Genomic DNA, 26,748 nt, shown 5'->3' on the forward strand with positions numbered 1-26,748 from the left:
CATGACCAGCGCCGAGCTCGCCAAACCCACCCGTAAGCAACGCGTACGGACGCTATGGATTTCAGACGTGCATTTGGGCACCCGGGATTGCCAGGCTGAACACCTGTCGCAGTTTCTCAAGAGCTACCACGCGGACAAAATCTACCTGGTCGGCGACATCATCGACGGCTGGAAACTGCGCGGCGGCATGTACTGGCCGCAGGCGCACACCAACGTGATCCGTCGCCTGTTGACCATGAGCAAGCGTGGCACCGAGGTGATCTACGTCACCGGCAACCACGACGAGTTCCTGCGCCGCTATTCGAAGCTGATCCTGGGCAATATCCAGTTGGTGGACGAAGCGGTGCACGTCACCGCCGACGGCCGGCATCTGTTGGTGATCCATGGCGACCAGTTCGATGTGATCACCCGTTATCATCGCTGGCTGGCCTTTCTCGGTGACTCGGCCTACGAATTCACCCTGACCCTCAACCGCTGGCTCAATCATTGGCGTGCGCGGTATGGCTACGGCTACTGGTCACTGTCGGCCTACCTCAAGCACAAGGTGAAAACCGCGGTCAGCTTCATCAGCGACTTCGAAGAAGCCATCGCCCATGAATGCGTCAAGCGCGAACTGCACGGCGTGGTTTGCGGGCACATTCACCATGCCGAGATTCGCAAGGTGGGCGAGGTGGACTACCTCAATTGCGGCGACTGGGTGGAGTCATGCACGGCGCTGATCGAGCATTGGGATGGTTCGATCGAGCTGTATCGGCTGGCGGATGCCCAGGCGCGGGAGGCACAATTGAAGGCGGCCAAGGTTGCAGAGTTGGCCTGATTGATTTGATTTTTGTGGCGAGGGGGCTTGCCCCCGTTGGGCTGCGCAGCAGCCCTAAAGCCATTCACCGCAGAACACCAGATAGATCGCACTCATAGGTTCACGGCGGCTTCGCCACCGAACGGGGGCAAGCCCCCTCGCCACAATGGTCGCCATAGGTCATCAGGCCGGCGATTGCTCTTCCATCGCCACCTTGTAGATCGAGTTCCTCGGCCGGGCAAACAACTGCTCCATCATCGGTTCGAAGAAACTCAATGGCAGCGTGTCATACGCCGGATCAAACGCCGCCGCATCGTATTTGGCACAGAACTCGACAGTCGCCTGGTACTGCGGATGGTCCTGGAACTGCTCGCGCAGATGCCGATCCATGCCCAGGTGATGAAAGAAGTAGTAGCCCTGGAAAATCCCGTGCTTTTCCACCATCCACAGGTTCTCGGCGCTGACGAACGGCTTGAGGATCGCTGCGGCGATGTCCGGGTGGTTGTAGGAACCCAGGGTGTCGCCGATGTCATGGAGCAGGGCGCAGACCACGTATTCTTCGTCGCGACCATCGCGAAAGGCGCGGGTGGCGGTTTGCAGGGAATGGGTCAGGCGATCCACCGGGAATCCGCCAAAATCACCCTCCAGTAACTTCAGGTGCGCCACAATCCTTGTCGGCAATTGTCGCGCGTAGGCACTGAAGTCTGCGGCGATGATCGCCCAGTCTTCCTGCGTGCCGTCCTTCATGTGGGTGAAGCGGGCATTGGCATTCATAGGCAACTCTCTTGTGACGGATGTTCTCTAGAACGGAACGCGCCCCAGCACCATGTCCCGGTACATGACGAAATCGCCGAGCAGGCTATAGAAGGGGTGTTGGAACGTTGCCGGGCGGTTCTTCTCGAAGAAGAAGTGACCGGCCCAGGCAAAGCTGTAACCCGCTACAGGCAGGGCCCACAACAGCATCCAGGCTCCGCGACCAACGGTCAGCGCCAGTATCAAGATAACCAGCGTCGTGCCGATAAAATGCAATCGGCGGCAGTTACTGTTGCTGTGCTCGCTGAGGTAGTAAGGGTAAAACTCAGCAAAGCTGTTGAAGCGCTTGATGTTTTCCACGACTGCGATCTCTGTGGTTATTGTTCTGGCTGCAAGTTGTTCTGCGGGTAGCTTATTTGAGTCTAGAGTGATCAATGGCATCAGCCAGTGACAATAGGCGCCACTTTAGTATCCTTCGGTCAATAGCCGTCGCATGCGGCTCACCATGTAAGAAAACGCCATGAGCGAACGAACGACTTCTGCAAGCTGGGCGATGGGGATTGTCAAAGCGCTGGAGATGGACGGCCTGGATTGCCGGGTTCTGTTCAAGCAGCTGGGGCTCGACTACGCGGCACTGGATGATCCGGATGCGCGCTTCCCGCAAGATTCCATGACACGGCTGTGGCAACGCGCGGTCGAACTGTCCGGCAACCCGGCCATCGGCCTGAACATGGGCAAGGTGGTGCGACCGGCGCAGTTCCATGTGACCGGTTATGCCTTGATGTCCAGCCAGACACTGGCCGAAGGTTTTCAGCGACTGGTGCGCTATCAGCGGATCATCGCCGAAAGTGCCGACCTGAGTTTCAAGCTGCTGGACGAAGGCTACGCGCTGATTCTGACGGTGCATGGCGACCACCTGCCGCCGACCCGGCAGAGCGCCGAAGCTTCACTGGCCTGCGCCCTGGCGCTGTGCAGCTGGTTGACCGGGCGTACGCTGCAACCACGCAAAGTTGTGCTGCAAGGCGCCGAACCGGCCAATCCGGAACCCTACAGACAAGCCTTCCATGCACCGCTGGAGTTCAACGCGCCTTACGATGCGCTGATTTTCGAGCGTTCGGACATGGAAGCGCCCTTGCCGACGGCCAATGAGGCCATGGCGTTGCTGCATGACCGCTTTGCCGGCGAGTATCTGGCGCGCTTTTCCGAAAGCCGCGTGACGCACAAGGCGCGGCAGGTGTTGTGCCGCCTGTTGCCCCAGGGCGAGCCCAAGCGCGATACCGTGGCGCAGACGCTGCATCTTTCTCAGCGCACCTTGCAACGGCGTTTGCAGGAAGAGGGCACGAGTTTTCAAGCTCTGCTGGACGATACCCGGCGCGAACTGGCCGAGCAGTATCTGGCGCAACCGAACATGACCTTGCTGGAAATCGCTTACTTGCTGGGATTCGCCGATCCGAGCAACTTCTTCCGCGCTTTCCGCCGTTGGTTCGATGCCACACCCGGCGAATACCGGATGCGGCTGATGCAGGCACCTGAAGCGGTCAATGACGCCAAAATGCCGGAATACACAGCACAAACACAGTGATGATCTCCAGTCGGCCGAGCAGCATGCCGAACGACAGAATCCACTTGGCGGCATCCGGCAGGGTGGCGAAGTTGCCTGCCGGGCCGATGGTCTCGCCGAGCCCCGGGCCGACACCGGACACGGTGCTGGCCGCGCCGGTGAGGGCGGTCATCCAGTCCACGCCGAGCAGCGACAGCAGCAGCGCAATCACGCAGATGGTGATTGCAAAGAAGAACGAAAAGGTCAGGATCGAACGCACGATTTCTTCGTCGAGGCGGTGACCGTTGTACTTCTGCTTGATCACCGCGCGCGGATGAATCAGCTGGTTAAGGTTGGCCTTGAGCAGGATATAGGCCACCTGGAAGCGGAAAATCTTGATACCACCCGCGGTCGAGCCGGAACAACCGCCAACAAACCCCAGATAGAAGAACAGCATCAGCGAGAAATTGCCCCAGAGGCTGTAGTCCCCCAGCGCGAAACCGGTGGTGGTCACTACCGACGTCACGTTCAGCGCCACATGCCGCAACGCCTCCAGCCAATGCAGCTGGGTCGTCCACCAATACCAGGTGCCGAGCACCAGCCAGGTCACCAGCAGCATGCCGAGCAGGCCTTGAACCTGTTCATCCTTGATCAGCGCCCGACGGTTACCCCGCAACGTGGCGACATACAGGGTAAACGGCAGGGCGCCGAGAATCATGACGACGATCGCGACCCAATGCACCGCAGGCTCCGGCCACTTGGCCAAAGACTGGTCGGAGGTCGAGAAGCCGCCGGTGGAAATCGCCGACATCGCGTGGTTGATCGCGTCGAACAGGCTCATCCCGGCCCACCAGAACGCGAGGCTGCCGACAATGGTAATGCCGACGTAGGTCGCCACGATCAGGCGCGCCACCATGTGCGAGCGGGGCATGACTTTTTCCGAGCGGTCCGACGATTCGGTCTGGAACAGCCGCATGCCGCCGATGCGCAGCAGCGGCAGGATCGCCACCGCCATGCCGATGAAGCCGATGCCGCCGAGCCAGTGCAGCAACGAGCGCCACATCAGGATGCCGGGGGACATGGTGTCCAGGCCGCTGAGTACGGTTGCGCCAGTGGCGGTGATGCCGGACATGCTTTCGAAGAACGAGTCGGTGTAGCTGATGTTTTGGGTCAGCAGGAACGGCAGCGCGGCGAAGATGCACACCACCAGCCAACTGCTGACGGTCAGCAGGTACATGTCCCGGGGTCGCAGGTGAATGTGTTCGGGGCGCCCGGGAATCACCAGCGCCAACCCGGCGACAAAGGTGATCATGCTGGCCCAGAGGAACGACGGCAGATCGCTGGTGCGGTCGAAAATGACCAGCGTGGCCATCGGTATGACCATGGAGATCGCCAGCGTGATCAGGAAGATGCCGATGATGAAACCAATGATCCGTAAGGTCGGCAACGCCATGAGGTCCGCTCGGCTGATAGAGGAAAGGGCGCCATTCTACCCGTGAGGCAGGGCATGTAAACCGGCACTGCTGCGGCAGTTACAGCTAGAATAGCCGCACAAATTTTTCAGGAGGTGGCCGATGCAGGCTCTCGACGCTTTGCTCAACCGTGTTTCCGTTCCGCGACTGATTGACCCTGCACCCACTGCCGAGCAGCGCGAGGTGCTGTTCGGCGCCGCCATGCGCGCCCCGGATCACGGTCACTTGCAACCTTGGCGCTTCCTGACGGTGGAAGGCGCGGCACGTGAGCAAATGGGCGAGCTGCTGGTCGAAGCGGCGAAATTGCAGGACGGCGAAGTCAGCGAAGCGGCCATCGACAAGGCGCGCAATAATCCGCTGCGGGCGCCGTTGGTGGTGGTGGTGATTGCGCGGTTGCAGGATCACGTCAAGTATCCGAAGTCCGAGCAGTTGCTGGCGGCGGGCTGTGCGGCCCACGGGATCTTGCTGGCGGCCTATGCACAGGGCATTGGCGCGGTGTGGCGTACCGGTGACCTGGCGTACTCGCCGCATGTGGCCAAGGGGTTGGGTCTGGAGGAGGGGGAAGAGGTGATTGCTTTCCTGTACCTGGGTACACCGCAGAAAGAACCGCGGGTGGCTGAGAAGGTCGACCTGGCCGAGTTTGTCAGCGCTTGGTCCGGTAAAGCCTGAAGATCAGAAGATCGCAGCCTTCGGCAGCTCCTACAGGGTTGCTGCCGAAGGCTGCGATCTTTTACGGTTGTGCGACAGCCCCCGGCACCAACGGCAATTCCAGGCTGGCCATGAACCCGCCTTCAGGATGATTGGCCAGCACCAGGCTGCCGCCATGGCGCTCCGCCGCTCGCCGGGCGATGGCCAGGCCCAGGCCGTGTCCGGCCGCTGTCTGCCCCGGTGCTCGATAGAACGGCTCACCGAGCTGGTTCAAGTATTCGGCACTGACCCCCGGTCCATGATCGCGCACGGTCACGACGATCCGCTCGCCCTGGCGCAGCGCCTGCATTTCGATCGGCAGGCCACCCACCGGATTGAAACGCTGGGCGTTGCGCAGCAAGTTGTCGACGGCCCGTTCGATCATGGTCGGCCAGCCCTTCAGATTCAGTTGCGACTCGGCCTCGAGGTGTACCAGCTGCTCGGGTGAAGCGAGTTGAGCATCCTTCTGCAAGGTGTTGAGCAAGGCATTCAGATCCACCTCTTCAGCACTGGCGTTATCGGAGTCGACCCGCGCCAGCACCAGGATTTCGCTGATCAGCGCTTCCAGTCGGTCGCACTCCCGGGTCAGGCGCGGCCATAGCTGTTCCCGTTCCTGTGGGCCGGCCCGTTCGGCGAGCGCCAACGCGATACGCAGACGGGCCAGGGGCGAGCGCAGTTCGTGGGAGACATCGCGCAGCAGTTGCCGCTGGCTGCCAATCAGACTCTGCAGGCGCGCACCCATGCGGTTGAAGTCATTGGCCAGGACGCCAAACTCATCGCGACGGTTGGCCAGCTTGACCAGGCTGTTCTGTTGATACGTGGTTTGTCCAAGGTCATGCACCGCTCCCCGCAGACGGCTGAGCGGGCGAGTGATGGAAAAGGTCACCAGCAGGCTGAACAGGGTCAGCACCACCAGGGCGATTCCCAGGGCACTGAGCGGCCAGAGCAGGCTCTCGCGGTGCCAGGCGTCCAGTTCCGGGTGGGGAATGCGGTAGATGAACAGGAAGGTGTCACCGGTTTTTTCGCTGGTGAATTCATCGGTCAGACGCCGCCAGGGCAGGCGCCGGTCATCATTGTTCTGACGCGCCTCAAAGGCCGCCGCACGTCTGGGGAAGGTGCCGCGCACCACCGGATCGCCGCTCTCGTTAAGCACCTGAACGTCGATGTGATACTGGCGTTTGCGTTGCTGGAGAATGTCCTGGGCGGCGTCTTCGCCCTGACTTTCGTAAGTCTGCGTCCACTGTTCGGCCAGCGTGTTGAGGCCGGGGTGGCGGCTGAGAATCCAGGCGTCCTGGTTGAGCATGTGCCCGAGCAGGATGGAAAGCCCTGCAACCAGAGCGATGGCCAGCCAGAAGCTGGCCAGGATACGCCAGAACAATGAACGCACAGGAAATCCTCAAACAAACACAGATCAGTGTGGGAGCGGGCTTGCTCGCGAAGGCGGTGTGTCAGTCGACAAATGCTTTAACTGGCAAACCGCCTTCGCGAGCAAGCCCGCTCCCACATTGAGTCAAAAGCATCAGACCCAACGGTGATGAGCCGTCGGGTCCGGGGTTAACGCATTATTGCGCTTTTTGCGGTTGTTGCGCTTTCCAGGCTTTGAATTCGGCCCACTCGGCGCGACGTTCAGCCTGTTTTTTCTGGATCTCGTCGAATTTCTTCTGTTGATCCGGTTTCAGCACCGCACGCACATCGGCTTCGGCTTTCTGGTGCTTGGCAGTCATTTCATCTTTCATGGCTTTCTGGTCGGCTGGCGAGAGTTTCTCCAGGTACTTATCGACCAGTTGCTTACGCTCGTGCATCTGTTCGCCCATGATCTTGCGGATCTGCTCGCGCTGTTCGCGGCTCAGGTCCAGTTCACTGTACGGGCCTTTGCCGTGCATGCCGTGCATCTGACCGCCGTGGCGCGAACCGTCCATCGGCCCATCCATGGGGCCGGTGCCTTCAGGCATGGCCATGGCAACGGTCGGCAGGGCAGCAGCGAACATCAGAGCGATAAGAGTCTTGCGCATGGTGAATCTCCTTGTCTCGTTCCCGGTACGTTCCGGATGAGTACAGATTACGCAGATCAAGGTCAGCGGCGGTCAGCGGAGAGTAAAGCTTGGGTAAAGACGGTTTCCCGCCGACCTGACAAAACGCCCGATTCCCCTGTAGGAGTTGCCGCAGGCTGCGATCTTTTGATTGTGATCAAAAAGCAAGATCAAAAGATCGCAGCCTGCGGCAGCTCCTACATGGGGCGCGTGTCGTCAAGGTTCAGAGGCTGTAGTAGTAGCCGCGGCTGCGCAGGGCCACGATGCGCGGGCGGCCATCGGGGTGTGGGCCGATCTTCTTGCGCAGGTTGCTGACGTGCATGTCCAGGCTGCGGTCGTACAGGGTCAGCTTGCGGCCGAGGGCAATCTGCGCCAGTTCCTGTTTGTCCAGGGGTTCGCCGGGCTGCTTGAGCAGGGCTTCCAGCAGGCGGCTTTCGGAAACGGTGAGGGTGAACTCCTGCTCGTCGATGCTGACCACGCCGCGCACCGGGCTGAAACACAGGTCGCCCAGTTCCAGCTGGCTGGACACCGCTGCCGGGTGGCTGCGGCGCAGGACGGCGCGCAGGCGGGCGGTCAGTTCCCGTGGATCGCAGGGTTTGGCCAGGTAATCGTCGGCGCCCAGTTCCAGGCCGAGGATACGGTCCAGGGGCTCGCCCCGGGCCGAGAGCATCAGCACCGGCAAATCCGGGTGATCGCTGCGCAACTGCTTGAGCAGCTCCAGGCCGCTGCCATCGGGCAGCATCACATCCAGTACCACGGCCGCCGGAGCGGTTTCGGCCAGCGCACGGCGAGCGCTCTGGCCGTCGTGACAGGCTCGTACCTGAAACCCTTCCTGGCTCAGCCAACTGCTCAGGAGCTCACACAGCTCCTGGTCATCATCAATCAGTAACAGCTCGCTCATGACTCACTCAATTTAGCCATTGTCGACGTTTTCGACTTGCTCCACTGGCGAAGATACCGCAGAGCAGCGCCAATAGCGCTACCCCGGCGCCAACGACAAACCATTGTTGCTGGTCGGTCAGCAGGCGCGGCAGCGGACTGCTGGCCTGGGCTTCCTTGAGTTGCAGCTTCAAGCGCTGATTCTCCTGGCGTAACCGGGCCAGCAGCGGGCTTTCGCGTTCGCCATCGACAGTTTGCAATTGTTTGTTCAGTTCTTCCCGTTGCCGTTCGCTTTCTTTCAAGCGTTGCTGCAGCTCGGTGATCTGGCTGCCGGCGCTCAAGGAAAGGGGCGTCGAGTTTCCACCCTCGGCGTATTCTTCACCGTGGGCGGGCGCCACGATCGACAACGTGACCAACATCAGACACAACGGACCCTTGCGCATCGCGACTCCTGATTCCAATACGAGTATTGGGCAAGTTGTCGGCCGATAAACAGGAATAATGAGCGATTGAGAACGCGATGAACCGACAAGGTTCATCGCGTGGGGGATTTGTTACGGCAGGACTTGCTTGAACGGCTTGACCAGAACGTTGGCGTAGACGCCTGCGGCGATGTACGGATCGGCGTCGGCCCAGGCCTGGGCGGCGCCCAGGGAATCGAATTCGGCGACGATCAGGCTGCCGGTGAAACCCGCCGCGCCCGGATCATTGCTGTCGACGGCCGGGTGTGGGCCGGCCAATACGATGCGACCTTCGCCCTTGAGCACTTGCAGGCGCTCGAGGTGCGCAGGCCGTGCGGCCAGGCGGGCTTCCAGGGAGTTGGCGACGTCTGTGGCAATGATTGCGTAAAGCATGTCAGTCCTCGGTTTTTGGCGTAGTGGTGTCGGCATCGTGCAGATGGCGGGACAGGTAAATGCCCTGGCCGACCAGGAACAGCAAAGTCATGCCCAGGCTGCCGAAGACCTTGAAGTCGACCCAGTAGCTCTGGAAGGTGAACGCGACAAACAGGTTGGCGGCACCGCAAAACAGGAAGAAGGCGATCCAGGCGATGTTCAGGCGCGTCCAGACCGGCTCCGGCAGGGTCAGCGCGTGGCCCATGATGCGTTTGATCAGCAGACTGTCACCGACGAAGTGGCTGCCGATGAACGCCAGGGCGAACAGCCAGTTGACCACCGGGGCTTTCCACTTGAGGAACGTCTCGCTGTGAAAGGCCAGGGTCAGGCTGCCGAAGACCAGGCAGGCGATCAGGGTCAGCCACTGGCTCTTCTCCAGCTTGCGCTGCTTGATGAACAGCGTGCCGTAGACCACCAGGGAACTGACGATCAGCATCGCGGTGGCGCTGTAGATACCGCCTACGGTGACCTCATGGCCGGCGATGTCGACGACCCGTGGATCGATTTTGAAGACGATGAAAAACAGCAGGAGCGGGATGAAATCGATGAATTGTTTCACAGTGGCAGCCAGAAGCAGGATGTGGCGGCATAATAACAAACATATGGGCGCGCGATAGCGCCAGCTGATTTGAGGTTACAAAGCCCTGTGAATGTTGATTTGCACTGCCATAGCACGGCCTCCGATGGCGCCCTGGCGCCTGCGGTTCTGGTGGCGCGGGCGTTCGAGAAAGGCGTGCGAGTCCTGGCCTTGACCGATCACGACACCCTTGAGGGCCTCGACGAGGCACGGGACGCGGCTACCACGCTGGGGATGCAACTGGTCAACGGCGTCGAATTGTCATGCACCTGGGGCGGCGCGACCATTCATGTGCTGGGCTACGGTTTTGACGTGAACGCCGCGCCGTTGGTCGAGGCCATCGCCAGATTGCATGATGGCCGCTGGCTACGCTCCGAGGAAATCAGCCGCAAACTGGCGCTCAAAGGAATGCCGGGGGCGCTGGATGGCGCCCGGGAGATCCAGCAGGCGCTGGGCGACAGCGGCAACGCGCCGGCCCGCCCGCATTTCGCCGACTGGATGGTGCAAGAAGGTTTCGTCAAGGATCGCGCCGAGGCGTTCCGCAAATGGCTGGGGGCCGGCAAACTGGGCGACGTCAAGCAACACTGGCCGACCCTGGAAGAAACCGTCGAAACCCTGCGCGCGGCCAAGGCCTGGGTCAGCCTGGCACACCCCTGGCACTACGAATTCACTCGAAGCAAGCGACGTCGCCTGATTGCCGACTATATTCAAGCAGGGGGCCACGCCATCGAAGTGGTCAATGGTTACCAGCCTGCCGAACAAGTGGGCAGCCTGGCCATTCTGGCCCGCGAGTTCGGTCTGCTGGTCAGCGCCGGCAGTGATTTTCATGGCCCCGGAGGCTGGTCGGAGATCGGTGAATACCGGCCACTCCCGGAGGATCTGCCACCGCTATGGTGTCGATTCAAACATGACCCAGTTATTGCCGCCGTCTGAACAGGTAGAGAATGTGAGTCAATTTTTCCAGATTCATCCGGAAAACCCGCAAGCGCGCCTGATCAAACAGGCAGTCGAGATCATCCGCAAGGGCGGGGTGGTGATTTATCCCACAGACTCTTCCTACGCCATTGGTTGCCAGATCGGCGACAAGGTGGCTGTGGAGCGCGTGCGACGTTTGCGCGGGCTGGATGAAAAGCACAACTTCGCGCTGATTTGCTGTGACCTGTCGCAACTGGGCTTGTTCGCCAAGATCGACACCGGCACCTTCCGCTTGCTCAAGGCCCACTTGCCGGGCCCGTACACCTTCATTCTCAACGCCACCCGCGAAGTACCGCGACTGTTGCTGCATCCGAAAAAACGCACCATTGGCCTGCGGGTGCCCAGCCATCCGATTGCCCTGGCACTGCTGGAGCAGCTCGGCGAGCCGTTGATGAGCGTGAGTCTGATCATGCCCGGTGAAACAGACCCGATGTATGACCCCCATGAAATGCGCCAGTTGCTCGAGCACCAGGTCGACCTGATCATCGATGGCGGCTTTGGCGGGATCAAGGCGTCCACCGTGATCAACCTCGCCGACGGCGAACCGGAAGTCATCCGCGTCGGTTGCGGCGACCCTGCGCCGTTCATGGTCGAGGCCTAGATGTCCGCAGTAGAACCCGTCGACAGTCAGGCCGGAGCCCAGCAGGAACTGCCCTTCGCCATGGTCTATGGCCAGGCGGTCATGGAAATGCCGCTGGACCTGTACATCCCGCCGGATGCCCTCGAGGTCTTCCTCGAAGCCTTCGAAGGCCCCCTCGACCTGCTGCTGTACCTGATCCGCAAACAGAACATCAACATCCTCGACATCCCGGTGGCGGAAATCACCCGCCAGTACATGGGTTACGTCGAGTTGATGCAGTCGGTGCGCCTGGAGCTGGCCGCCGAGTATCTGGTGATGGCCGCGATGCTGGCCGAGATCAAGTCGCGGATGCTGCTGCCGCGGGCCGAAACCATCGAAGACGAAGAGGATGACCCGCGCGCCGAACTGATCCGCCGCTTGCAGGAGTACGAGCGTTTCAAGGCCGCCGCCGAAGGCATCGATGGCTTGAGCCGCGTCGGTCGCGACGTGGTGGTGCCCAAACTGGACGCCCCGGAGGCCCGGGCTCGCAAGTTGTTGCCGGACGTGCGCCTGTCCGAGTTGCTGTTGTCCATGGCCGAGGTTTTGCGTCGTGGCGACATGTTCGAAAGCCATCAGGTCAGCCGCGAGGCGCTGTCTACCCGGGAGCGCATGAGCGATGTGCTGGAGCGGCTCAAGGGCGGCGGTTTCGTGCCGTTTGTCGAGCTGTTCACCGCTGAAGAAGGGCGCCTTGGCGTGGTGGTGACCTTTATGGCGATCCTTGAACTGGTCAAGGAATCCCTGGTCGAGCTGGTGCAGAATGAGCCATTTGCCGCGATCCACGTGCGAGCCCGAGCCGAATAACGAGTCGAAACATGAACCTGACTGAACCCCGTGACCTGGCACCCTTGCTTGAAGCCTTTCTGTTGGCCTCGGGAAAGCCACAATCCCTGGAAAGCCTGTTCGAACTCTTCGAGGAGGGCGAGCGCCCGGAGCCACCGGTCTTCAAGAAGGCCCTGACGATTCTTGCCAAGTCTTGCGATGGCCGCGCCTTTGAACTCAAGGAGGTGGCCTCGGGGTATCGCCTGCAAATTCGCGAGAAATTTGCGCCGTGGGTCGGGCGTCTGTGGGAGGAGCGCCCGCAGCGTTACTCCCGCGCCATGCTCGAAACCATGGCCCTGATCGCCTATCGCCAGCCGATCACCCGCGGCGAAATCGAAGACGTGCGTGGGGTGGCGGTCAACAGCAACATCGTCAAGACCTTGATGGAGCGCGAGTGGATCCGCATCGTCGGCTACCGCGACGTACCCGGCAAACCGGCGATGTTCGCCACCACCAAGGCGTTCCTCGATCACTTCAACCTGAAAAACCTCGACGACTTGCCTCCGCTGGCGGAACTGCGCGAGCTGGAACCGGATCCGGTGCTCGATTTTGACGACGCGCCTGTACCCGCCGGGTTGCAAGAGCTGGCCGACGCCAGCGCCGAGCCGGAAGAACCGAAGGAAGAAACCAGTTTCCACACGCTGTTGCTGGAGCTGGACAGCATGGAGGAGGGGATCAAGACCGACTTCGATGATCTGTTGCGTGATGGCGCGGTGACTGAGTTTGATTCGGAACAGCCCGACATCGAGCCTGAACCTGAGCCGGAAATGGAACCGGAGCTGGAAGACGACATCCTCGGCGTGGTCGAAGCCCGGGAAAAACTCCTGGCCGCTGTTGCCGCCCTCGAACCACCGAAACCCGAACGGGAGTTGTCCGAGGAAGAGGCTGAAGCCCTCGCCCTGGCTGAAGCCATCGAAGCCGAACGCCGCGAATCCGAGGATTGAAGCGTCAAAAGATCGCAGCCTACAGATGTATGCGATTCCCCTGTAGGAGCTGCCGCAGGCTGCGATCTTTTGATCTTGACCTTCGCCACGTCACCGTTCGGCGCAAAAACCCATAACCTTGCCTTGATCAGCTAGTCTGTGATGCGCAATCGTCCGCATGCGCGTATGATTCGCGACCCTTCGGCGATCCCTTCGCCAAAGTACCCAGATTTCAGACCACACCGGGAGGTGCCCAGATGAGTATCAAAGACCAGCAAGACGACCAGCCAATCGGCCCAGCAGGCGAAAAACTGCAGAAAGTCCTCGCCCGTATCGGCGTTGGCTCGCGCCGTGACGTGGAAGCCTGGATCAGCCACGGCCGCATCAAGGTCAACGGCAAAGACGCCACCCTTGGCCAGCGCGTCGACATGCACGACGCCATCACCATCGATGGCAAGGTGATCAAGCGTGAAGAGGCTGCCGAATCGGTGCGCCGCGTGATCATGTACAACAAACCCGACGGCGAAATATGCACCCGTGTCGATCCGGAAGGCCGTCCGACCGTGTTCGACAAGATGCCGCGCCCTAAAGAGGGACGCTGGATCAACATCGGTCGCCTGGACATCAACACCACCGGTCTGCTGATGTTCACTACCGACGGTGAGCTGGCCAACCGCCTGATGCACCCTTCCTACGAAATGGACCGTGAATACGCGGTACGTGTGCGTGGCGAAGTCGATGACGAGATGATCGAGCGTCTGAAGGCTGGCGTTGTCCTTGAAGATGGCCCGGCCAAGTTCACCGACATCAAGCAGGCGCCAGGCGGTGAAGGTTTCAACCACTGGTACCACTGCGTGGTCATGGAAGGTCGTAACCGCGAAGTTCGTCGCCTGTGGGAATCCCAGGGCCTGGTGGTCAGCCGTCTGAAGCGCGTGCGTTTCGGTCCGGTGTTCCTCAACTCCGACTTGCCGATGGGCCGCTGGCGCGAAATGAGCCAGTACGAAGTCGACATTCTGAGTGCCGAGGTCGGCCTGACGCCGGTCGCGATGCCGCAGATGAACGCCAAGAGCAAAGACAAGCTTGACCGTATGCAGCGCAAGTCGTCGCGTCCGATGGCCAAGACCGAGCGTGTGCGTACCCTGCGTCCAGCCACTGCCGCCCCCGCCGCGCCACGTGCCAGCCGCGAGCCGCAGATCGAAGGCGAGCGTCCAGGTCGCAAGCCTGTTGCGCGCCAGGACGGTGAACGCGGTCCACGCACGCCACGTCCGGCCAATGGCCGTACCGAGCGTGGCGAAGGTCGTGGTACGCCGGTAGCCGATCGCCCGGCCGACACCAGGCGCCCGGCCAAGCCGGCGCCGAAGCGTCCGGGGATCAAGCTGGTCGACGGTGACACGCCATCGGGCAAGCGCCGTGGCGCACCGGCCGGTTCCGGCCAGCGTCCGGGCTTTGGTCGTCGTAAGCCGGAGTGAGGCAGCGGTAAGCTTCAAGCTGCAAGCGACAAGTTAAAAACGCCAACCTTCGGGTTGGCGTTTTTTTTCGTCTGGATTCATGTCCGTATCGTTTTTGAGTACGCCATCGCGAGCAAGCTCGCTCCCACATTTTGATCGCGATTCTCCGAGCAAACTCATTTCCCTGTGGGAGATTCTATGGTTGAGGGAAAGCCCTCAACTGGCTTTTTGGTTGATATTCGCTTTGCCCTTTCAGCAAGGCGAATACCACCCGAGCAAGCTTGCGAGCCAGCATCACCAACGCCTGAGTGGTGCTGAACCCCCGAGTTCTTTGTTCTTCGTAATACCCTTTCCAGGCTTTCGTACGGCTAGCCGACATCGCTGCATTGTGCAGAAGTCGGCGGGCCTCGGGGTCACCGCGCTTGGTCAAACTGCGGCGAGCGTCTTTCTGTCCTGATTTCGCCACCCGTAAATCCATGCCCAGGAAGGCGATAAATGCATCCGCGTTTCTAAAATCCCCTCGCTGAAATGCGGTTATCAAGCGGGCCCCAGTCAAAAAACCAATACCCTCAACTTTCAGGCAGCGCTTCAATTGACCGAGCAAACCGGCTTCTTTGAGCTGATCGTTGATCGTCTTTTCGATCAGCGTCTCAAGCTGCTGCATGGACTTCACTTGCTCGGCAAAAGCCGCCTTGAGCAGCGGCTCATTCGACCAGCTCTGCACCAGGCCGACCCTGGCCTGGACCAAGGCTGCGCGACGGCGGAAAAGGCTCAGGAGCTGGCGGTACAGCGGTGAGGGCGGGGTCCAAGGACGCAACTCCTCGGCTTCGTTCTTCAGGTAACGAGCCAGTAGCTTGGCATCCAGCGCGTCGGTTTTGGCGCGGATTTTCACGCCTTCGCGATAATGTTTGAGTTCATAGCCTCCCACCATGTAAATCGTGCAACCGGCCTCATAGGCCAGATCAGCGAAGTCCAGGTGGTAGATGTTGGTCGCCTCAATGGCAATAGCCACCGTCCCCGACAACGCCTTCAGCCACTGCTTGATGGATGTTTTGGTGTTGGCAATCTCTTCAAGAAAATCACCATCAGACTGATAAATCACCAGTTCATTCTTGGCGACATCCACACCCACGATCGGTTTTGATAGAGAGACCGGCATTGCCACAGGATTTCCTCCGGGATAAGGTTTGAGCACTTGAAGGGCTCACCCAGAGGCGCAGGCTTGTTCCTATCGTCGGTCTAGCCAGATGCATTCTTTATCGGCGCTTGGGTGAAAGGAGGAGGGGCGATATCTCCCACGGTCTGTACTGCGTCAACAGTCAGAATCGAGCCTTGTCCCTCCTCCTCCCTTCAAGTCCTACCATACAAGCGAGCTTGCTCGCGATGGCGTCAGTCGCCGCACTGAGCACTCCAATATGGAAACCCGGGTTTACGCGCTGTAAAGAAATGCTGACGAAATACACGGATTAACCCCGTGAAATCGCCATTTCTCGAATGTCGTAAGAAAATACTTACGCGCTATTGCCTTGTGTCCTTCTCCCCGCGCTCTAGCCTGCTTGTTTCACCGCTCCATGCAGGGTGTCATGCGCGCCATGCCTGTCGTGCAGGTGCATAACAAAAAGGAGGCGCAATGAACGCCGTATTCCATCTCCATCTCTCTGCGAGGGGCGGTTTTCCTGCCCTTCCCATCGATGATCCGCAAGGATCTGACCCATTTTTTGCAGCCGCCCGGGCCTCCCGGGGCGGACACAGGCAATCCCGGCCATAGACACGCTTGTCCAGCGGGTCTGGCAGCAGGGGGTTACAGGTGTACAATGCGCCGCGTTTTACCTGTGACCTCCTGCGCATCTGCGCAAACCTCAAGGCTATCCGCCTTGTTCACTCCGTCGCGTCACGAGCGTGTCGGGTTCGATTTCGTCACAGATAAAAACAAACAGGTGACGCATGACCGTTGTAAATACGCTGAACTCCTGGTGCCTGCGCTGGGGTTTGATCGGTGCCGCTTAACGCCTTTCTTGAGCAGCAACGTCTACTGAACATCATCAAACCTTGCGTGAGACCCTTTTCATGAGTGGACAAAACCCGCAATCAGGCGAGCTGAAACGCGGCCTGAAAAATCGCCACATTCAATTGATTGCCTTAGGTGGCGCGATCGGTACCGGTCTGTTCCTCGGCTCGGCCGGGGTACTCAAATCCGCCGGCCCGTCGATGATCCTCGGCTACGCCATCTGCGGCTTCATTGCTTTCATGATCATGCGCCAACTGGGCGAAATGATCGTCGAAGATCCGGTGGCCGGCTCCTTCAGCCACTTCGCCCACAAGTACTGGGGCGGCTTTGCCGGTTTCCTGTCGGGCTGGAACTGCTGGATTCTGTACATCCTGGTGGGCATGTCGGAGCTGACCGCGGTCGGCAAGTACATCCACTACTGGGCCCCGGACATCCCGACCTGGGTCTCCGCAGCGGGCTTCTTCGTGCTGATCAACGCCATCAACCTGGCCAACGTCAAAGTGTTTGGCGAGGCCGAGTTCTGGTTTGCGATCATCAAGGTCGTGGCGATCGTCGGCATGATTGCCCTGGGCAGCTACCTGCTGGTCAGCGGCAATGGCGGCCCGCAAGCGGCGGTGAGCAACCTGTGGTCCCACGGTGGCTTCTTCCCGAACGGCATCAGCGGTCTGGTGATGGCCATGGCTTTCATCATGTTTTCCTTCGGTGGCCTGGAAATGCTCGGTTTCACCGCCGCCGAAGCCGACAAGCCGAAAACCGTGATCCCGAAAGCGATCAACCAGGTGATCTACCGGATCCTGATTTTCTACATCGGTGCCCTGGTGATCCTGCTGTCGTTGACTCCGTGGGACAGCTTGCTGACCACCCTGAACGCCTCCGGTGATTCCTATAGCGGCAGCCCGTTCGTGCAAGTGTTCTCGATGCTGGGCAGCAACACCGCGGCACACATCCTCAACTTCGTGGTCCTGACTGCGGCGTTGTCGGTGTACAACAGCGGCACCTACTGCAACAGCCGCATGCTGCTGGGCATGGCCGAACAGGGTGATGCGCCGAAAGGCCTGGCGAAGATCGACAAGCGCGGCGTGCCGGTGCGTTCGATCCTGGCCTCGGCCGCCGTGACCCTGATCGCGGTGCTGCTGAACTACCTGATCCCGCAAAACGCGCTGGAATTGCTGATGTCGCTGGTCGTTGCCACCCTGGTGATCAACTGGGCGATGATCAGCTACTCGCACTTCAAGTTCCGCCAGCACATGAACAAAACCAAACAGACGCCGCTGTTCAAGGCCCTGTGGTATCCGTACGGCAACTACATCTGCCTGGCGTTCGTGTTGTTCATTCTCGGTGTGATGCTATTGATTCCGGGGATCCAGACATCGGTGTACGCGATTCCGGTATGGCTCGTGTTCATGTGGGTCTGCTACGGCATCAAGAACAAGCGCAGTGCACAACATGCGTTGCAGGCGGCAGTGAAGTAACTCCGCGCGAAAACAACAAACCCGGCCATGTGCCGGGTTTTTTGTGGCTATCGAATTCTTGGTATGACACTAAACCCTGTGGGAGCGAGCTTGCTCGCGATGAGGCCGTGTCAGTCGACATCATCGTTGCCTGACACACTGCTATCGCGAGCAAGCTCGCTCCCACAGGGATCGCGTTTGTCCGACTCTTTCGCGGTATCCTGCACGTTCTGAATACGGACGCTTTTCCATGCTGGTGATTTCCAACAACGTGCATCTGCCGGATGCCGAGATCGAGTTGACGGCCATTCGCGCCCAGGGCGCGGGTGGGCAGAACGTCAACAAGGTCTCCAGTGCCGTGCATCTGCGCTTCGACATTCCGGCGTCGTCCTTGCCCGAGTTCTACAAGGAGCGCCTGCTGGCACTGCGCGACAGCCGCATCACCAGCGACGGTGTGTTGATCATCAAGGCCCAGCAATATCGGACGCAGGAGCAGAACCGCGCCGATGCGCTGTTGCGCCTGACCGAGTTGATCCAGAGTGCCACCAAGGTCGAGAAAAAACGCCGTCCGACCAAGCCGACCCTCGGCTCGAAAACCCGTCGCCTCGAATCCAAGACCAAGCGCGGCAACATCAAGGCCGGGCGCGGCAAGGTCGACTTCTAGGGGGCGTCCCGCGCCTCGCGTTGCTTCGGTGCCTGCCGGTACAAATAAAGGCTGAGTATCAATCCGCTCAACGCGGCGAGGGCCGCGAACAGGAAGATCGAAGCGAAACCAAAGCCCGCCGCAATGGCCCCGGCCAGCGGCCCGGTGATCCCCAGCGACAAGTCGATGAACAGCGAATAGGCGCCGACGGCTGCGCCACGGCTGGAGGCAGGCACCAGATTCACCGCTTCCACACCCAGCGCCGGAAACACCAGCGAAAAGCCGAAGCCGCTCAGCGCCGCGCCCGCCAGCGCCCAATGCGCATCCGGTGCCAGCCACAGCAACAGCAGTCCCAGGGTTTCCACCGACAGGCAGGCAATGGCAACGCGAAAGCCGCCGAGACGGTTGATCAGGTTGCCGAACAGCAAGCGCGCGCCGATGAAGCTGGCGCCAAACAGGCTCAGGCACAGCACCGCGTTGTCCCAGTGTTGCGTGGCGTAATACAGGGTGATGAAGGTGGCGATGGTGCCAAAGCCAATGGAGCCCAGGGCCAGGCCGCAGCCATGGGGAAAGACACGCCCGAGCACATGCATGAACGGCAGGCGCTCACCGGCAACGATCGGTGCGGCGGTTTTCGGCCAGGCCAGCAGCAGGCCGAGCACGGCCAGCAGCACAATGCTCACGCCCATGCTCCACAAACCCAGTTGATGAACGATCAACACACCCAGAGGCGCGCCGACGGCCAGTGCGCCGTAGCTGGCGATCCCGTTCCAGGAGATGACCTTGGCCGTGTTCGCCGCACCGACCCGGCCGATGCCCCAGCCAATCGAACCCGAACCCACCAGGCTTTCCGCGCTGCCGAGAACCAGGCGGCCGATCAACAGGCTGATCAGGCTCAAGGTCGGCAGGCTCTGGGTCCAGGCCGAGATCAACATGAATACGCCGCTCAGACCGCATCCGGCCAGGCCATACATCACCGCCAATTTGCTGCCCTTGTTGTCGATGATCTTCCCGGCATAGGGGCGGCTGAGCAGGGTGGCCAGGTATTGCACGCTGATCACCAGGCCGGCGATCACCGCGCCGAAGCCCAGGTCGCTGTGGACGTAACCGGGCAATACGGCCAGGGGGATGCCGATGTTCAGGTAGCCGATGAAGGTGAAAAGGACGATGGAAACGACTTGCAGCGTGACCGCCAGGGGGCGCTGGTTTTCAGGCATGGGTAAAGGTCCACGGTAAAGCAGGATAGATAGGCTGCTTATGATAGCGGTGTGGACGGTCGTTGTTTGTGAAAAAGTAAAACTATTTGCCGGGCGGTGTCATTCAGCTTTGACGGGTGCAACCAGTTGCGTAGTGACCAGGGCGGCCAGCGCATTTTCCTGGGTGCCGAAGCGGGCGAGCAAGGCGGCTTGTTTCTCGGGGGAGAGGCGATTCCAGATCTCGATCATTTTCTCGGCGGTGCCAATCAGGACGCTGGCCTGCTTTTCATCAAAGGTTTCGCTGAGTTCATCGGTCATGGTGCGGGCTCGCGTTTCAGGCAGTGTGGAAAGCGCATGTTAGCGCTTTCCACACGGTCTGTACGGCGGGTATTTCAGTCTTCGCTGTCAGCCTGGCGGCGGTCAGTGGCTTCTTTCGGCTCGGGCTGTTGGGCACCGGCTTGTTGCGTGGTCGTCTGCTCAGGTTCGTGCAGGCTTGGGAAGGGGAGATTAGGAATCTCGTGCATGGTTGCGCTCCTCGCTAAGTCTGTTGATAGATCTGGTAGATCCGCGCTTTTAAAAAGCCTGGGCAGGATACAGCACTGAAAATGACAAACGGACTTTTATATCCATTTGTTTCGACGGATGGGATTGTCTATACAGGTGAATGTAGGAGCTGCCGAAGGCTGCGATCTTTTGATTTTGCTCTCCATGCATTCAAAAAGATCGCAGCCTTCGGCAGCTCCTACAGGTTTATTGGCAGACTTTGGCAATCGCCTCGGCCAGCAGATCCAGGCGTGTGGCATCGATGCCTGCGACGTTGGCCCGGCCGGAGTTGACCAAGTACACGCTGTGATGCTCGCGCAGTTGCTTGACCTGATCCGGCGTCAAACCGGTGTAGGAAAACATCCCGCGTTGCACGCCAATGTGCGCAAAGCGCTCGCGCAAACCGTGAGGCTCCAGTGCTTCCACCAGACCGCTGCGCAGTTGGGCGATACGCAGGCGCATGCCTTCCACTTCGTCAGCCCAGAGGTTTTTCAACTCCGGGTCGCCGAGGATGGTCGCGACCACGGCCGCACCATGATCCGGCGGTGTCGACCACAGGTTGCGGGCGATGTTGGCCAGCTGGCTGCGGATATCGGTGAGCTTGTCGGCGCTTTTCGCGCAGACAATCAGTGCGCCGGTACGGTCGCGGTACAGGCCGAAATTCTTCGAGCAAGAGCTGGTGATCAGCAGTTCCGGCAACTCGGCGGCGAACAGCCGGGTTGACCAGGCATCCTGCTCGAGGCCATCGCCGAATCCTTGATACGCAAAGTCGATCAGCGGCAGCAATTCGCGCTTGCGTACTATCTCCAGCACCCTCTGCCAGTCGTCGTGGGACAGATCGAAACCGGTCGGGTTGTGGCAGCAGGCGTGCAGCAACACCACGTCACCCTTGGGCGCTTCGTTGAGCACTGCCAGCATGCCGTCGACATCCAGTCGATTGTCGCTGCCGACGTAGGGGTAATGGCTGACCTTGACCTTGGCGGCCGCGAAAATGCTTTCGTGGATCGGCCAGGTCGGGTTGCTCAACCAGACGCCGCGTCCCGGCAGGCACTGGGCGATGAAGTCCGCGCTCAGGCGCAAGGCCCCGGTGCCGCCCGGAGTCTGGGTGGCGCCGGCGCGTTGTGCGCTGATCAGCTTCGAGTCGGCGCCCAGCACCAGCTCATTGATTGCCTTGCCGAACGCCGGTTCGCCGTGACCACCGATGTAGGTCTTGGTGGACTGGCCGTCCACCAGGCGCTGCTCGGCAAGTTTCACCGACTGGAGAATCGGCGTCAGGCCCTGGGCGTCCTTGTAGACACCCACGCCCAGATCGAACTTGCGCGGGTTCGGGTCCTGCGCGTAGGCCTCCATCAAGCCCAGAATCGGGTCGCCGGGCACTCGGCCGATGGCGTCGAAGTGCATTACTTGCGCCCCTCGGCGTCCTTGGCCACTTCGTCGGTATGCGCGGCCATGATGAAGTCGTTGCGGTGCAGGCCCTTGATCGAGTGGCTCCACCAGGTCACGGTCACTTTGCCCCATTCGGTCAGCAGGCCCGGGTGATGGCCTTCAGCCTCGGAGATCTCGCCGACGGCGTTGGTGAAGGCCAGTGCATGTTTGAAGTTCTTGAACAGGAAGACCTTTTCCAGCTGCATGATGCTGTCGCGTACTTCGATGTTCCAGTCCGGGATCTGCTTGATCAGGATCGGCAGTTCTTCATCGCTGACTTGTGGAGCGTCGGCGCGGCAGGCTTCGCAATGGGCTTGGTTCAGAGTGGACATGGTGTGTTTCCTGTAATCGAGTGTTTTTTATATCGGTCGACAGTGCCGTCACGCTAAACCAAAGCGACGGTGACTGACAGACTCACTTGTCAGCAAAAGTCGCGGTTCACGCAGCTTTTGGTTTTGGCGGAAATTTCGGAGTGTGCAGACCCATCTGCATCGCTTGCTTGACCATGCCCATGATGTCTTCGTGGGCCAGGTCGAACAGGCGCTTGAGGTTCGGCAGAGCGAAATACAGGGGTTGCAGGATGTCGATGCGGTACGGCGTGCGCATGCATTCCAGCGGGTCGAAGGCTTGGTGTTCAGGCTCGTTCGACAGGCAGTAGACGGTCTCTTTCGGTGAGGACAGGATGCCGCCGCCGTAGATGCGCTGGCCTTGCGGGGTGTCGACCAGGCCGAACTCGATGGTCATCCAGTACAGGCGCGCCAGGTACACGCGTTCTTCCTTGGACGCCTTGAGGCCGAGCTTGCCGTAGGTGTGGGTGAATTCGGCGAACCAAGGGTTCGTCAGCAGCGGGCAGTGACCGAAGATCTCGTGGAAAATGTCCGGCTCTTGCAGGTAGTCCAGTTCTTCGCGGGTACGAATGAAGGTCGCCACCGGAAACTGTTTGCTGGCCAGCAATTCGAAAAAGGTCTGGAAGGGAATCAGTGCGGGAACCCGGGCAACCTGCCAGCCGGTGGTTTCACCGAGGACCTTGTTGATTTCGCCGAGTTGAGGAATGCGGTCGTGGGGCAGACCGAGTTTTTCGATACCGTCCAGGTACTCCTGGCACGCACGCCCTTCGATCACTTTCAGTTGGCGAGTGATCAGCGTGTTCCACACCGCGTGTTCTTCGGCGGGGTAGTCGATAAAACCTTGCGCATCGGGCTCGCGAGCCACGTATTGCGTCTGCTTCATACTGCTCTCCTGCTAGGGGATTTCGTTCTTGTTATGTACTGCTATGGACCTAGAAATACCCCAAGGATTGCGGCATTGCAGCAGGTGATCGGCGCATTGAGCAGGAAAAACCCTCAAGAATCGTAAAGTTATCGTTACGTATTGGCTGCTGTCGCGCAGGTTGTGGGATTTGCAGGTTTGAAAAGCGCGTTGAGTGTCACATAATCTTGACGACTATATGGGCGCCTTGGCAAAAAGTGCATCGCACTTCCCCCTGTGGGAGCGGGCTTGCTCGCGAAAGCGTCGGCATATCCAACGTAGCTGTATCAGGCAGACCGCCTTCGCGAGCAAGCCCGCTCCCACAGGTTGCGCGCCAGGCATCAACCACAATCACTGCTTTTTCAGGCCTTTTTCATGCGTATCAAAGTCCACTGCCAGAACCGCATCGGCATCCTGCGCGACATTCTCAACCTGCTGGTGGAGTACGGGATCAACGTGGCCCGTGGTGAAGTGGGGGGAGAGCATGGCAACGCCATCTACCTGCATTGCCCGAACCTGATCAACATTCAGTTCCAGGCCTTGCGACCGAAATTCGAAGCGATTGCCGGGGTCTTCGGCGTCAAGCGTGTAGGGCTGATGCCCAGCGAGCGTCGGCACATGGAACTCAATGCCCTGCTCGGTGCGCTGGAGTTTCCGGTGTTGTCGATCGACATGGGCGGTTCCATCGTCGCGGCCAACCGGGCAGCGGCGCAGTTGTTGGGGGTGCGGGTCGACGAGGTGCCGGGTATTCCCCTGTCGCGTTACGCCGAAGACTTCGATTTGCCGGAACTGGTACGCGCCAACAAGTCGCGAATCAACGGGCTGCGGGTCAAGGTCAAGGGTGATGTGTTCCTGGCCGACATCGCGCCCTTGCAGTCGGAGCATGACGACAGCGAGGCCATGGCCGGTGCCGTGCTGACGCTGCACCGCGCCGACCGGGTGGGTGAGCGCATCTATAACGTGCGCAAGCAGGAATTGCGTGGCTTCGACAGCATCTTCCAGAGCTCGAAAGTGATGGCCGCAGTGGTGCGTGAAGCGCGGCGCATGGCACCGCTGGATGCGCCGCTATTGATAGAAGGCGAAACCGGCACCGGCAAAGAGTTGCTGGCGCGGGCCTGCCACCTGGCCAGTCCGCGTGGGCAGTCGCCCTTGATGGCGCTCAATTGCGCGGGGCTGCCGGAGTCCATGGCCGAGACGGAATTGTTCGGTTACGGCCCCGGTGCCTTTGAAGGGGCGCGGGCCGAAGGCAAGCTCGGGCTGCTGGAGCTGACGGCGGGCGGTACGCTGTTTCTCGATGGCGTCGGGGAAATGAGCCCGCGCTTGCAGGTGAAATTGCTGCGCTTTTTGCAGGACGGCTGCTTCCGTCGTGTCGGCAGCGACGAGGAGGTCTACCTCGACGTGCGAGTGATCTGCGCGACCCAGGTCGACCTGTCCGAATTGTGCGCGCGCGGCGAGTTCCGCCAGGACCTCTATCACCGCTTGAATGTGTTGTCGCTGCACATCCCTCCACTGCGCGAATGCCTCGACGGCTTGACGCCGCTGGTGGAGCACTTCCTTGATCAGGCCAGCCGGCAGATCGGTTGCCCATTGCCCAAACTCGCCCCGGCGGCCATGGACCGGCTCAGCCACTACCACTGGCCGGGCAACGTGCGGCAACTGGAGAACGTGCTGTTCCAGGCAGTTTCCCTGTGCGATGGCGGCATGGTCAAGGCCGAGCATATTCGCCTGCCGGATTATGGCGTGCGTCAGCCCCTTGGCGATTTTTCTCTGGAGGGTGGGCTGGACGAGATTGTCGGGCGTTTCGAGAAGGCGGTGCTGGAGCGGCTGTATTCCGAGCATCCGAGCAGTCGGCAACTGGGCAAGCGGTTGGGGGTTTCGCATACCACCATTGCCAACAAGTTGCGTGATTATGAGGTGGGTAAGGACAGCAGCACTTGAGATCAACAGATCGCAGCCTGCGGCAGCTCCTACAGAAATCGATGTAGGAGCTGCCGCAGGCTGCGATCTGTTGATCCATTGCCGCGAAGCGGCATGACACCGCCGGTTTTTCGTCTCTGATACAAATCCCCCATCCCCCTCTGATTCCTCAAAGTCCCCTGTTTGCCGGGCCGCGCGCCGCCAAAAACAAGTTGGTCTGCAAATTGCTTATGGCTCAGCAACACAGCAGTGGGCGGCAAACGTCCGGCAGGCAGAGGAAAGAGTGTGGACAAGTACCTTTATGTGGCAATGACCGGCGCCAGCCAGAATGCACTGGCGCAAAAGGCGCATGCCAACAACCTCGCGAACATCTCCACCAACGGCTTCCAGAAAGACCTGGAGCAGGCCCGTTCGATGCCGGTGTTCGGTGACAGCTTTCCGGCGCGTGCGTTTGCCATGTCCGAACGCCCGGCCACGGATTTCTCCCCGGGCTCACTGGTGGAAACCGGCCGCGACCTCGACGTTGCCGTGCAAGGCGGTGGCTGGATTGCGGTACAGAATCCCGATGGCGGTGAAAGCTACGTGCGCACCGGCAGCCTGAACGTTGACGCCCTGGGCGTGCTGCGTGCCGGCAACGGCATGCCGGTCATGGGCAATGGCGGGCCGATTGCCGTGCCGCCGGAGCAGCAGATCGAAGTCGGCGAGGACGGCACCATCAGCATCCGCGCAATGGGCGAGGGGCCTCGGGTGATGGCTGAAGTGGACCGCATCAAGCTGGTCAACCCGGACCTGAAGAACATGACCAAGGGCCTGGATGGTTCGATCCACACCAAGGACGGCCAGCCGGCGCAGGCCGATGCCGGCGTCAAGCTGGTGTCCGGGTTCCTCGAGTCGAGCAACGTCAATGCCGTGGAAGAGATGACCTCGGTACTGGCCTTGTCCAAGCAGTTCGAGCTGCACATCAAGATGATGAACACCGCCAAAGACGATGACCAGGCCATGGCTCGGGTCTTGCAGATCAGCTAATCACCAGAACGTCGCGCCGTAAAACAGGCGCACGAGGAGAATCGAATGCTTCCGGCTCTATGGGTTGCCAAAACAGGTCTGTCCGCCCAGGACACCAACCTGACTACCATTTCCAACAACCTGGCGAACGTGTCGACCACGGGTTTCAAACGTGACCGCGCCGAGTTCCAGGACCTGCTCTACCAGATCAAGCGTCAGCCTGGCGCCCAGTCGACCCAGGACAGCGAACTGCCGTCGGGTCTGCAACTGGGTACCGGTGTGCGCATCGTCGGCACCCAGAAGAACTTCACCGCCGGCAGCCTGCAAACCACCGAGCAGCCACTGGACATGGCCATCGACGGTCGCGGTTTCTTTCAGATCCTGCAACCGGACGGCACCACGTCCTACACCCGTGACGGTACCTTCCACCTGGACTCCAACGGCCAGATCGTCAACGCCAGCGGTTTTGCCCTGGAGCCGGCGATTGTCATTCCGAACGATGCGCAGACCTTCACCGTCGGCCGCGACGGCACCGTGTCCATCACTGTTGCCGGCAACCCGGCTGCCCAGGTGATCGGCAACCTGCAGACCGCCGACTTCATCAACCCGGCCGGCCTGCAGGCAGTGGGCAACAACCTGTTCCTGGAAACCGCCGCCAGTGGTGCGCCGCAAGTCGGCACACCGGGCCTGAACGGTTTCGGCACCACGCTGCAGAACACCCTGGAAACGTCCAACGTCAGCACCGTTGAGGAGATGGTCAACATGATCACCACCCAGCGCGCCTACGAGATGAACTCCAAGGTGATCTCCACCGCCGACCAGATGCTCTCGTTCGTAACGCAGAATCTGTAATCAAGTCTATGGGGCGGCCATGAGGCTGCCTGCAACACCGTGAGGTAGG

29 protein-coding genes are annotated in these 26,748 nt (G+C 60.4%); 13 read left to right on the forward strand and 16 right to left on the reverse strand.

What is annotated here, in order from left to right:
* The first annotated feature begins 1 nt into the window (after position 1).
* Positions 2–817: a UDP-2,3-diacylglucosamine diphosphatase gene (locus tag ACEN83_RS07020; RefSeq protein ID WP_495034411.1), complete on the forward strand. Its 816-nt coding sequence runs from the start codon at positions 2–4 to the stop codon at positions 815–817.
* Between the two features lie 162 nt (positions 818–979).
* Here the strand turns inward: ACEN83_RS07020 and ACEN83_RS07025 are convergent, their stop codons facing one another.
* Complete coding sequence (locus ACEN83_RS07025) at positions 980–1,570, reverse strand: HD domain-containing protein (protein WP_495579865.1); 591 nt, start codon at positions 1,568–1,570, stop codon at positions 980–982.
* A gap of 27 nt (positions 1,571–1,597) precedes the next feature.
* Positions 1,598–1,909, reverse strand: coding sequence for an Mpo1-like protein (locus ACEN83_RS07030; RefSeq protein ID WP_116580323.1), 312 nt, complete (start codon positions 1,907–1,909; stop codon positions 1,598–1,600).
* Positions 1,910–2,069: 160 nt separating this feature from the next.
* Between ACEN83_RS07030 and ACEN83_RS07035 the strand changes: the two genes are divergently transcribed.
* A complete protein-coding gene (locus ACEN83_RS07035) occupies positions 2,070–3,131 on the forward strand; it encodes an AraC family transcriptional regulator (protein WP_495579866.1) in 1,062 nt (353 codons plus the stop codon).
* Here ACEN83_RS07035 and ACEN83_RS07040 read toward each other — a convergent pair.
* Complete coding sequence (locus ACEN83_RS07040) at positions 3,088–4,542, reverse strand: TrkH family potassium uptake protein (RefSeq protein ID WP_258684831.1); 1,455 nt, start codon at positions 4,540–4,542, stop codon at positions 3,088–3,090. The two genes, ACEN83_RS07035 and ACEN83_RS07040, sit on opposite strands and share 44 nt — an antisense overlap.
* Positions 4,543–4,663: 121 nt before the next feature.
* Between ACEN83_RS07040 and ACEN83_RS07045 the strand changes: the two genes are divergently transcribed.
* On the forward strand, positions 4,664–5,230 hold the full coding sequence (locus ACEN83_RS07045; RefSeq protein ID WP_495579867.1) for an NAD(P)H nitroreductase: 567 nt from the start codon (positions 4,664–4,666) through the stop codon (positions 5,228–5,230).
* A 61-nt stretch (positions 5,231–5,291) separates the two neighbouring features.
* Here ACEN83_RS07045 and ACEN83_RS07050 read toward each other — a convergent pair whose 3' ends face one another.
* The 6 genes from ACEN83_RS07050 to ACEN83_RS07075 all read right to left on the reverse strand — a co-directional run bounded on the left by ACEN83_RS07050 (position 5,292) and on the right by ACEN83_RS07075 (position 9,609).
* Positions 5,292–6,635, reverse strand: coding sequence for a sensor histidine kinase (locus ACEN83_RS07050; protein WP_116580327.1), 1,344 nt, complete (start codon positions 6,633–6,635; stop codon positions 5,292–5,294).
* Between the two features lie 175 nt (positions 6,636–6,810).
* Positions 6,811–7,260 (reverse strand): Spy/CpxP family protein refolding chaperone, encoded by a 450-nt coding sequence (locus ACEN83_RS07055; protein ID WP_495579868.1) that lies wholly within the window; start codon positions 7,258–7,260, stop codon positions 6,811–6,813.
* A gap of 241 nt (positions 7,261–7,501) precedes the next feature.
* Positions 7,502–8,179, reverse strand: coding sequence for a response regulator transcription factor (locus tag ACEN83_RS07060; RefSeq protein ID WP_007975295.1), 678 nt, complete (start codon positions 8,177–8,179; stop codon positions 7,502–7,504).
* 7 nt (positions 8,180–8,186) lie between these two features.
* On the reverse strand, positions 8,187–8,600 hold the full coding sequence (locus ACEN83_RS07065) for an SH3 domain-containing protein (RefSeq protein WP_116580329.1): 414 nt from the start codon (positions 8,598–8,600) through the stop codon (positions 8,187–8,189).
* A gap of 111 nt (positions 8,601–8,711) precedes the next feature.
* Complete coding sequence (locus ACEN83_RS07070; protein WP_007975297.1) at positions 8,712–9,011, reverse strand: YciI family protein; 300 nt, start codon at positions 9,009–9,011, stop codon at positions 8,712–8,714.
* A gap of 1 nt (position 9,012) precedes the next feature.
* The gene (locus ACEN83_RS07075) at positions 9,013–9,609 is read right to left on the reverse strand and encodes a septation protein A (protein ID WP_007975298.1); all 597 of its coding nucleotides are present in this window, start codon (positions 9,607–9,609) and stop codon (positions 9,013–9,015) included.
* A gap of 87 nt (positions 9,610–9,696) precedes the next feature.
* Between ACEN83_RS07075 and ACEN83_RS07080 the strand changes: the two genes are divergently transcribed.
* The 5 genes from ACEN83_RS07080 (at position 9,697) to rluB (ending at position 14,432) form a co-directional block, all read left to right on the forward strand.
* Positions 9,697–10,560, forward strand: coding sequence for a PHP domain-containing protein (locus ACEN83_RS07080; RefSeq protein WP_495579869.1), 864 nt, complete (start codon positions 9,697–9,699; stop codon positions 10,558–10,560).
* 13 nt (positions 10,561–10,573) lie between these two features.
* Positions 10,574–11,203, forward strand: coding sequence for an L-threonylcarbamoyladenylate synthase (locus ACEN83_RS07085; RefSeq protein ID WP_033047950.1), 630 nt, complete (start codon positions 10,574–10,576; stop codon positions 11,201–11,203).
* Positions 11,204–12,022 (forward strand): segregation and condensation protein A, encoded by an 819-nt coding sequence (locus tag ACEN83_RS07090; protein WP_007975301.1) that lies wholly within the window; start codon positions 11,204–11,206, stop codon positions 12,020–12,022.
* Positions 12,023–12,033: 11 nt separating this feature from the next.
* Positions 12,034–12,984: an SMC-Scp complex subunit ScpB gene (scpB, locus tag ACEN83_RS07095; RefSeq protein ID WP_495579870.1), complete on the forward strand. Its 951-nt coding sequence runs from the start codon at positions 12,034–12,036 to the stop codon at positions 12,982–12,984.
* Between the two features lie 236 nt (positions 12,985–13,220).
* Complete coding sequence (gene rluB / locus ACEN83_RS07100) at positions 13,221–14,432, forward strand: 23S rRNA pseudouridine(2605) synthase RluB (protein WP_495579871.1); 1,212 nt, start codon at positions 13,221–13,223, stop codon at positions 14,430–14,432.
* A gap of 175 nt (positions 14,433–14,607) precedes the next feature.
* Here rluB and ACEN83_RS07105 read toward each other — a convergent pair whose 3' ends face one another.
* Positions 14,608–15,570 (reverse strand): IS110 family RNA-guided transposase, encoded by a 963-nt coding sequence (locus tag ACEN83_RS07105; protein WP_495580838.1) that lies wholly within the window; start codon positions 15,568–15,570, stop codon positions 14,608–14,610.
* A gap of 908 nt (positions 15,571–16,478) precedes the next feature.
* On the opposite strand from ACEN83_RS07105, the gene ACEN83_RS07110 reads away from it, so the two are divergent.
* Together ACEN83_RS07110 and arfB are read left to right on the forward strand one after the other, a co-directional pair.
* Complete coding sequence (locus ACEN83_RS07110) at positions 16,479–17,891, forward strand: amino acid permease (RefSeq protein ID WP_116580333.1); 1,413 nt, start codon at positions 16,479–16,481, stop codon at positions 17,889–17,891.
* A gap of 229 nt (positions 17,892–18,120) precedes the next feature.
* A complete protein-coding gene (gene arfB / locus ACEN83_RS07115; protein WP_495579872.1) occupies positions 18,121–18,534 on the forward strand; it encodes an alternative ribosome rescue aminoacyl-tRNA hydrolase ArfB in 414 nt (137 codons plus the stop codon).
* Here the strand turns inward: arfB and ACEN83_RS07120 are convergent.
* The 6 genes from ACEN83_RS07120 to phhA form a co-directional block, all read right to left on the reverse strand.
* Complete coding sequence (locus ACEN83_RS07120) at positions 18,531–19,730, reverse strand: MFS transporter (protein ID WP_495579873.1); 1,200 nt, start codon at positions 19,728–19,730, stop codon at positions 18,531–18,533. The two genes, arfB and ACEN83_RS07120, sit on opposite strands and share 4 nt — an antisense overlap.
* A 99-nt stretch (positions 19,731–19,829) precedes the next feature.
* The gene (locus tag ACEN83_RS07125) at positions 19,830–20,027 is read right to left on the reverse strand and encodes a hypothetical protein (RefSeq protein ID WP_102699463.1); all 198 of its coding nucleotides are present in this window, start codon (positions 20,025–20,027) and stop codon (positions 19,830–19,832) included.
* A gap of 74 nt (positions 20,028–20,101) precedes the next feature.
* Positions 20,102–20,233 (reverse strand): hypothetical protein, encoded by a 132-nt coding sequence (locus ACEN83_RS07130; RefSeq protein WP_007975308.1) that lies wholly within the window; start codon positions 20,231–20,233, stop codon positions 20,102–20,104.
* Positions 20,234–20,459: 226 nt separating this feature from the next.
* Entirely contained in the window at positions 20,460–21,653 is a 1,194-nt protein-coding gene (locus ACEN83_RS07135) for an amino acid aminotransferase (protein WP_495579874.1), read from the reverse strand.
* The gene (locus ACEN83_RS07140; protein ID WP_495579875.1) at positions 21,653–22,009 is read right to left on the reverse strand and encodes a 4a-hydroxytetrahydrobiopterin dehydratase; all 357 of its coding nucleotides are present in this window, start codon (positions 22,007–22,009) and stop codon (positions 21,653–21,655) included. The genes ACEN83_RS07135 and ACEN83_RS07140 overlap by 1 nt, the downstream gene beginning before the upstream one ends.
* A gap of 106 nt (positions 22,010–22,115) precedes the next feature.
* Positions 22,116–22,907: a phenylalanine 4-monooxygenase gene (gene phhA, locus ACEN83_RS07145; RefSeq protein WP_007975312.1), complete on the reverse strand. Its 792-nt coding sequence runs from the start codon at positions 22,905–22,907 to the stop codon at positions 22,116–22,118.
* Between the two features lie 393 nt (positions 22,908–23,300).
* Between phhA and ACEN83_RS07150 the strand changes: the two genes are divergently transcribed.
* From ACEN83_RS07150 to flgG, 3 genes are all read left to right on the forward strand, one after another.
* A complete protein-coding gene (locus ACEN83_RS07150) occupies positions 23,301–24,863 on the forward strand; it encodes a sigma-54-dependent transcriptional regulator (protein WP_495579876.1) in 1,563 nt (520 codons plus the stop codon).
* Positions 24,864–25,127: 264 nt separating this feature from the next.
* Positions 25,128–25,868: a flagellar basal body rod protein FlgF gene (locus ACEN83_RS07155; protein ID WP_007975314.1), complete on the forward strand. Its 741-nt coding sequence runs from the start codon at positions 25,128–25,130 to the stop codon at positions 25,866–25,868.
* Positions 25,869–25,913: 45 nt separating this feature from the next.
* Positions 25,914–26,699 carry a flagellar basal-body rod protein FlgG gene (flgG, locus tag ACEN83_RS07160; RefSeq protein WP_007975316.1) on the forward strand — a complete coding sequence of 262 codons (786 nt, stop codon included), beginning with the start codon at positions 25,914–25,916 and terminating at the stop codon, positions 26,697–26,699.
* Positions 26,700–26,748: the final 49 nt, after the last annotated feature.

This window comes from Pseudomonas sp. Pseusp49 (genome assembly GCF_059491875.1).